This window comes from Plectonema radiosum NIES-515 (assembly GCF_025753815.1).
Classification (GTDB): Bacteria; Cyanobacteriota; Cyanobacteriia; order Cyanobacteriales; family Nostocaceae; genus Hassallia; species Hassallia radiosum_A.
In genome coordinates, this window is the sequence record NZ_JAOWRF010000355.1 from 22,309 (window position 1) to 28,308 (window position 6,000).

Genomic DNA, 6,000 nt, shown 5'->3' on the forward strand with positions numbered 1-6,000 from the left:
GAGTTAAAAGTGAGGAGTGAGGAATAAAACTCCTAACTCCTAACTCCTAACTCCTAACTCTCTAGTAACTATGCTTTATGTCTGAATTAACTCCGATTACGCCAAATTCTAATTCTACTGAGGCAATTAATGCCAGCGATGAAGTAAAAGCTGTTGTTGAAAGCGGTTCTAAAGCTAGGCAACTCCTGGGCATGAAAGGTGCAGCAGCAGGGGAAACCTCGGTATGGAAAATCCGCTTGCAGCTAATGAAGCCGATTACGTGGATTCCCTTAATTTGGGGTGTAGTTTGCGGTGCGGCTTCAAGTGGAAACTATACCTGGACGCTGGAAAATGTCTTGAAGGCAGGACTTTGTATGTTGCTATCAGGACCTTTGATGGCAGGTTACGTACAAATTACCAACGATTATTACGATCGCGAAATCGATGCCATCAACGAACCTTACCGTCCAATTCCTTCTGGTGCAATTCCTCTACCCCAGGTAATTACGCAGATATGGGTATTACTGATTGCAGGGCTGTTGATCGCTTTTGCTCTAGATAAATGGGCTGGTAATCCATTTCCCACTATTACATCAATCGCGATTATCGGCTCTTTCATCGGCTATATCTACTCTGCCCCACCTTTAAAGCTGAAACAAAACGGCTGGTTAGGTAGTTATGCTTTGGGTGCAAGTTATATTACCTTTCCTTGGTGTACTGGTCATGCTTTGTTTGGCAACCTAAATTTAACTATTGTCATTTTGACAATGTTCTACAGTTTAGCTGGATTAGGCATTGCCATTGTCAATGATTTTAAGAGTGTAGAAGGCGATCGCCAATTAGGATTACAATCACTACCCGTAATGTTTGGCATCACCAATGCTGCTTTGATTTGTGTGGTGATGATTGATTTATTTCAAGGATTGATTGCAGCTTATCTCGTCAGCATCCATGAAAATTTATACGCAGCAATTCTCGTACTGCTAATCATCCCGCAAATCACCTTCCAGGATATGTATTTCCTACGTGACCCGATAAACAATGACGTCAAATACCAAGCAAGCGCTCAACCGTTTCTCGTTTTGGGAATGCTTGTAACCGGTATCGCACTCGGTCATCATGCCGGCATTTGATTTATACTTCTTAAGTAGAAGATAAGAGTGAGGAGTAAGAAGTTAACATATAGCACCCTATCGCTCTAATCGAATACATGTAGAGACTATTCTGTGCTACGTCTCTACAAGATTTTGGATTTTATATATGTACTTCATTTACCTGAAATCTGCTGTAACTTCAAAACTTCTCACTCTTAATTTATAGGTTTGATTGGAATAGCCCTGTGTTAAAAGTAGCTTATTTCCTAATTTATACTATTCAACCGTTTCTTGTGCCGGTTTGTTTTGTTACTGCTTGGACATTAATTATTCTTGTAGTTTGGAGTCTTTGGGCGACAGCGCGAGATAGTGTAAGTGTAGCCAAGCAGATGCATCAAATTCCTTGTACTGGCTGCCAATTTTTTACCGACGACTACCGTCTCAAATGCACCGTACATCCCAGCGTTGCGAATACAGAAGATGCAATAAATTGTCTTGATTATCAACCTAAAACCAATCCGATGCTTTATTAGGGGTTGTTGGGTGTTGGGTGTCAAAAAGCCCTCAGGCTGGAAGCCTGGGGCTATACAAACAAAGCCCACCTTCGTGGGCTATAAATCTTTGAAGCCCACGAAGGTGGGCTTTGTACGTGTAGCCGCACCCTTCAGGGTGTCGGTTCCTTTCATTGGCATTATCCACTAACTAATTTCTAACAAGACCTTCATAACACCTTTACGTTGAGCTTTTTCAAAAGCGGCAAGCGCGTCTGTGAGGGGATAAGTAGCGTGAATTAACGGTTGTACGTCTACTTTTTCTGCTGCTAGCAAGTCGAGTGCAGCAGGAAAGGGACCACAACGGGAACCGATGAGAGTAATTTCGTCTACGACTAAAGAGGAAGCATCAAGGCTGAGGTTGCCTGCATAAGTGCTTTTGAGTATTAATGTACCGCGTGGACGTAAAGCACGACGAGCGATCGCAAATCCTTCGGGATTGCCGGTACACTCTACAGAAACATCAAAAGCTCTATCTGTAACAGCTTCAGCAAAGCCAGTTTTGATACCTCGTGCTTCTAAATTAGCAAGTTTATCACGATGACGCCCCACAGCTAACAAATCGCACCCAGTCAAAGCGAGTGTTTGGGCTACAAGTTGTCCCAATTTGCCATCTCCCACCACTAGCACGCGCTGATTTACACTTAACGATATCTGCTGCTGAATTTCCAAGGCTGCGGCTATAGGTTCGGTAAATGTTGCTACTTCTGTAGGGACATTATCGGGCACGGGATGGAGATTTTCTATCGGCAAACAGAGATAATCGGCAAAAGCACCGTTGCGGTTAACAATACCCAAGACAGTGCGGTTTTCACAGTGCGTCGGTTGTCCGCTGCGACAAAAGCGACACTTTCCACACACTGCGTTAATTTCTCCGACTACCCGCTTGTTAACTAAGTTTTCTGGTCCTTGGGTGACGACACCGACAAATTCGTGTCCTAAAATGCCTGTGTAGGGATAGTAACCTCTGAGCAATTCTAAATCAGTGTTACAGATACCCGCACTTCTAACCCGCACCAGTGCTTCTCCCGGTGGTGGTTGAGGAATGGGGATATCTGTGCGGAGTTGTAGTTGCTTGTTTTCTAGCCAGAGTCCTTTCATTGTTATTTGTTAGATATTTCAGGGGAACGAAAGCGATTTTTTACAGTAGATTTCAGGTAAATGAACTAGATATATAATAAAATCCAAAACCTTGTAGAGACGTAGCACAGAATAGTCTCTACGTGTATTATATTAGAACGCAATCTGCTGTATCTTTCTTTGGGGGGAAAGAGCGATCGCATTAGTTATGGCTATTGGTTGATCGTACTGTCCCACGGACAGAATAATTCATATGCAGGCGATGCTGAGTAGGGCAACAAATGCGGAACTCCCGTGTCTACTGCAAAAAGTTCCTTAACCACCTAATCGCCTCACTTGTTGTTTGCTCACTCGCAATTTGCAAACATTGCTGCACAATTTCTCTGACATTAGGAAAATAACTGCTTTCTCCAAGCACATAACTTTCACCCTGCAATTTATAAACCAACAATTGCTTATTTTTTAACAGCCAAACCTCTGGCACTTTGTAAACCAGATAATCATTAATATCGCTATAACTAGTAACGTCTATTTCAATTACCAAATCTGGTGGGGGGTCATTTTCCCAGTCGATACGCTTCTTACCTACTACAGCTCTCCAATTTTCAATGTAAAAGCAATAGTCCGGTTCTATACCACTTACTTCTGGCAAGCTCATGGTTATGGGTGTAAACGAGTCGTATCTATGCTCTAAACGATCAAGAAAAACTTTAGCAATATCTGCCAGCAAGCTTACATCTCTTCCATGTTCAGGTAAAGGTGCCATCAACAAAATTTCTCCTGGTCGGTATTTGATACGGGGGTAAGCGCGATCGCCTAACTGCAAAACCAACATGAGGTACTCTTGCCAGTTCCCCAAAAGTTTCAACACAGCCCCAGGAGGCAATTCAATTTTTTCTGCTGTAATTACAGTATTCATAAAAAAATACGGGATGCGAGAAACGAGCCATTTGAAGTATGAAGTATGAAGTATGAAAGAAAAAGTATGAAATAGACATCTCCATAAAAGACGTAGAGACGTAGCATTGCTACGTCTCTACAGGGGTTTCGGGCAACGCATAATTAATTTCGGGAAATGTCTAATATATTCTTTCTTTTTTCACCCTTCTCCACAGTGATATTATGTTTGTTTAATTAACACTAACAAAAACATGGCAATCGTCGTAAAGACGTTCCAGTGGAACGTCTCAGAGCGTATGTGTGATAAGCCTGTCATGATATGAAACGGTATTAGACAACTTCCTGCAAATGTTTATCGAAGAACCCTGTAAGCTCGCGCCAAGAATCTTCCGCTGCCAAGGGGTTATAGTTAGAACGCTCGTGGCAGAAAAACCCGTGGTCAGCATCACTGTAAACCTTCAAGGTGTACTCTTTGCCAAGTTCTTTCAACCGGGATTCGATTTGTTTAACACGTTCTTGAGGAATAAATGGATCGACACCACCAAAGAATAAGTATACGGGTACAGAAATGTTTGTTACTGCCTCGATCCACTCATCTAAAACAACACCATAAAAGGGAACTGCCGCAGCGATCGCATCCGACATTTTGCAGGCAGTGAGAAAGGTCAATCCACCACCCAAGCAGAACCCTGTAACGCCGACTTTATCGGGGTTCACATCCGGTCGTGACTTTACATAAGCCAGCGCTGCCCGAATATCCTCCTCTACAGGCTTGCCAAAATCGAGACGCCACATCATCGCTCTTGCTTGCTCAACCTCATCGTATCCAAACTTGTTGTTTGGCAACTCACGATAGTATAAATCCGGCGCAATCACTACGTAACCGACTTTGGCAATCCGCGCTGCCACATCTCGAATGTGCTGCGTTAAGCCAAAAGCCTCCATCAGAAGCAGCACGGCTGGCTTGCGGTCAGGTTCAGTAGGTGTACACAAGAAAGCCGGCATCTCTCCATCGGGGGTGGAAATCATCACCTCTGTCTGTTGGATTTGCATATGTTTTACCTTTATCTTTACGATAAAGCGTATTGACTTATACTAAAAATTCTCAGCTTCAAATATCCCACTATCTGCTAATGATCAGTCAGTGTAATATATTTTGATTCATCCGAAGCGAAAAATAATCCGTAGCACTCTTACCGCAACCTTCTGCGAAAGACGCAGTTTTCCTTGTTTGAGCTTTAGAACAAGAAGCTTCCTACTCAAAACAGGAAGCTTCCTACTCAAAACAAGAAGCTTCCTACTCAAAACAGGAAGCTTCCTACTCAAAACAGGAAACTTTCTACTCAAAACAAGAAGCTTCCTACTCAAAACAGGAAGCTTCCTACTCAAAACAAGAAGCTTCCTACTCAGAACAGGAAACTTTCTGTTTAGAACAGGAAACTCCGAAAAAATTATATACTCAGCCGTGAACTTTTTTCTTGCTCTTATTCGTAGTGAGCGATTTATCGCTCAATTTAAAGCGCTGAAGCGCTTACTACCTAGGAGTTTAAATTTTCACTTTATCTACAAAGGGCTGAAATACAGGTTGCAATTCTGCACGACTGACAACAAGAGTGGGGAAAGAGCGATCGCTATAATCTTCTCCCGATAATAAAGGAAACGGCTCTGTCTTCAAAGATACCCAACTTCCACCTGCTGCCTGAACAATTACCCAAGCGGCAGCAATATCCCAAACTTTTGGTGTCGCTTCCATACCACCCAATGTTGCCCCTGTCGCCACTGTGAGAAAATTATAGCTAGCAACACCTAACATGCGAATTTTGCACCTTAAACCTTCTTGGATCGCTGCTGTACTGCGAGAACAAAGGTTAAAAAAGTGATTGTTGCTAGGCTCATCAGCACTGCTGTGGATCGGATGATGATTGAGAAATGCCCCCGTCGGAGTTGCTAACTCAGATGTCCCTTGCCAAAAGCCGTGAAAAGCTTGGTTTGTTGGCGGCACATATACATACCCAAAAACCGGTACGCCTTGATACAGCAAACCTAGGGAAATTGTCCAAATAGGAATACCCCGTGTAAAGTTAGTTGTGCCATCGAGAGGGTCAATTACCCAGCACCACTCTGTACCAGGAAACACCTTATCAGCTTCTTCGCTGAGGATGCCATAACCGGCAAAAGTGGAAGCGATCGCATCACAAATTGTCTGATCTGCCCATTTATCAGCTTGTGTAACCAAAGAACCATCAGCTTTTTGCGAAGCTTGCACTTGCCCAAAATCTAGCATTAGCTGCTTACCTACCCTGGTGGTAGTGGTTTGGGCAAATTCGAGAATAGTTGTCCAAAAATCACTCATTTGAGAAATTTGAATGGGGAAGGAGGCAGGGGGAGAGGGGGAG

General features: G+C 43.2%; 6 protein-coding genes. 2 read left to right on the forward strand and 4 right to left on the reverse strand.

Annotation, left to right across the window (positions count from 1 at the left end; translation table 11 throughout):
• Positions 1 to 77: 77 nt before the first annotated feature.
• Together chlG and OGM63_RS25080 are read left to right on the forward strand one after the other, a co-directional pair.
• Complete coding sequence (gene chlG, locus OGM63_RS25075) at positions 78 to 1,112, forward strand: chlorophyll synthase ChlG (RefSeq protein WP_263748394.1); 1,035 nt, start codon at positions 78 to 80, stop codon at positions 1,110 to 1,112.
• 206 nt (positions 1,113 to 1,318) lie between these two features.
• Positions 1,319 to 1,606: a hypothetical protein gene (locus OGM63_RS25080; protein ID WP_263748395.1), complete on the forward strand. Its 288-nt coding sequence runs from the start codon at positions 1,319 to 1,321 to the stop codon at positions 1,604 to 1,606.
• Between the two features lie 165 nt (positions 1,607 to 1,771).
• Here the strand turns inward: OGM63_RS25080 and OGM63_RS25085 are convergent, their stop codons facing one another.
• From OGM63_RS25085 to OGM63_RS25100, 4 genes are all read right to left on the reverse strand, one after another.
• On the reverse strand, positions 1,772 to 2,725 hold the full coding sequence (locus OGM63_RS25085; RefSeq protein ID WP_263748396.1) for an MDR/zinc-dependent alcohol dehydrogenase-like family protein: 954 nt from the start codon (positions 2,723 to 2,725) through the stop codon (positions 1,772 to 1,774).
• A gap of 277 nt (positions 2,726 to 3,002) precedes the next feature.
• Positions 3,003 to 3,623 carry a Uma2 family endonuclease gene (locus tag OGM63_RS25090; RefSeq protein ID WP_263748397.1) on the reverse strand — a complete coding sequence of 207 codons (621 nt, stop codon included), beginning with the start codon at positions 3,621 to 3,623 and terminating at the stop codon, positions 3,003 to 3,005.
• Between the two features lie 311 nt (positions 3,624 to 3,934).
• On the reverse strand, positions 3,935 to 4,657 hold the full coding sequence (locus OGM63_RS25095) for a dienelactone hydrolase family protein (protein ID WP_263748398.1): 723 nt from the start codon (positions 4,655 to 4,657) through the stop codon (positions 3,935 to 3,937).
• A 493-nt stretch (positions 4,658 to 5,150) separates the two neighbouring features.
• Positions 5,151 to 6,000: inositol monophosphatase family protein (locus OGM63_RS25100; RefSeq protein WP_445974569.1), on the reverse strand; the 850-nt coding region annotated here is incomplete at its 5' end.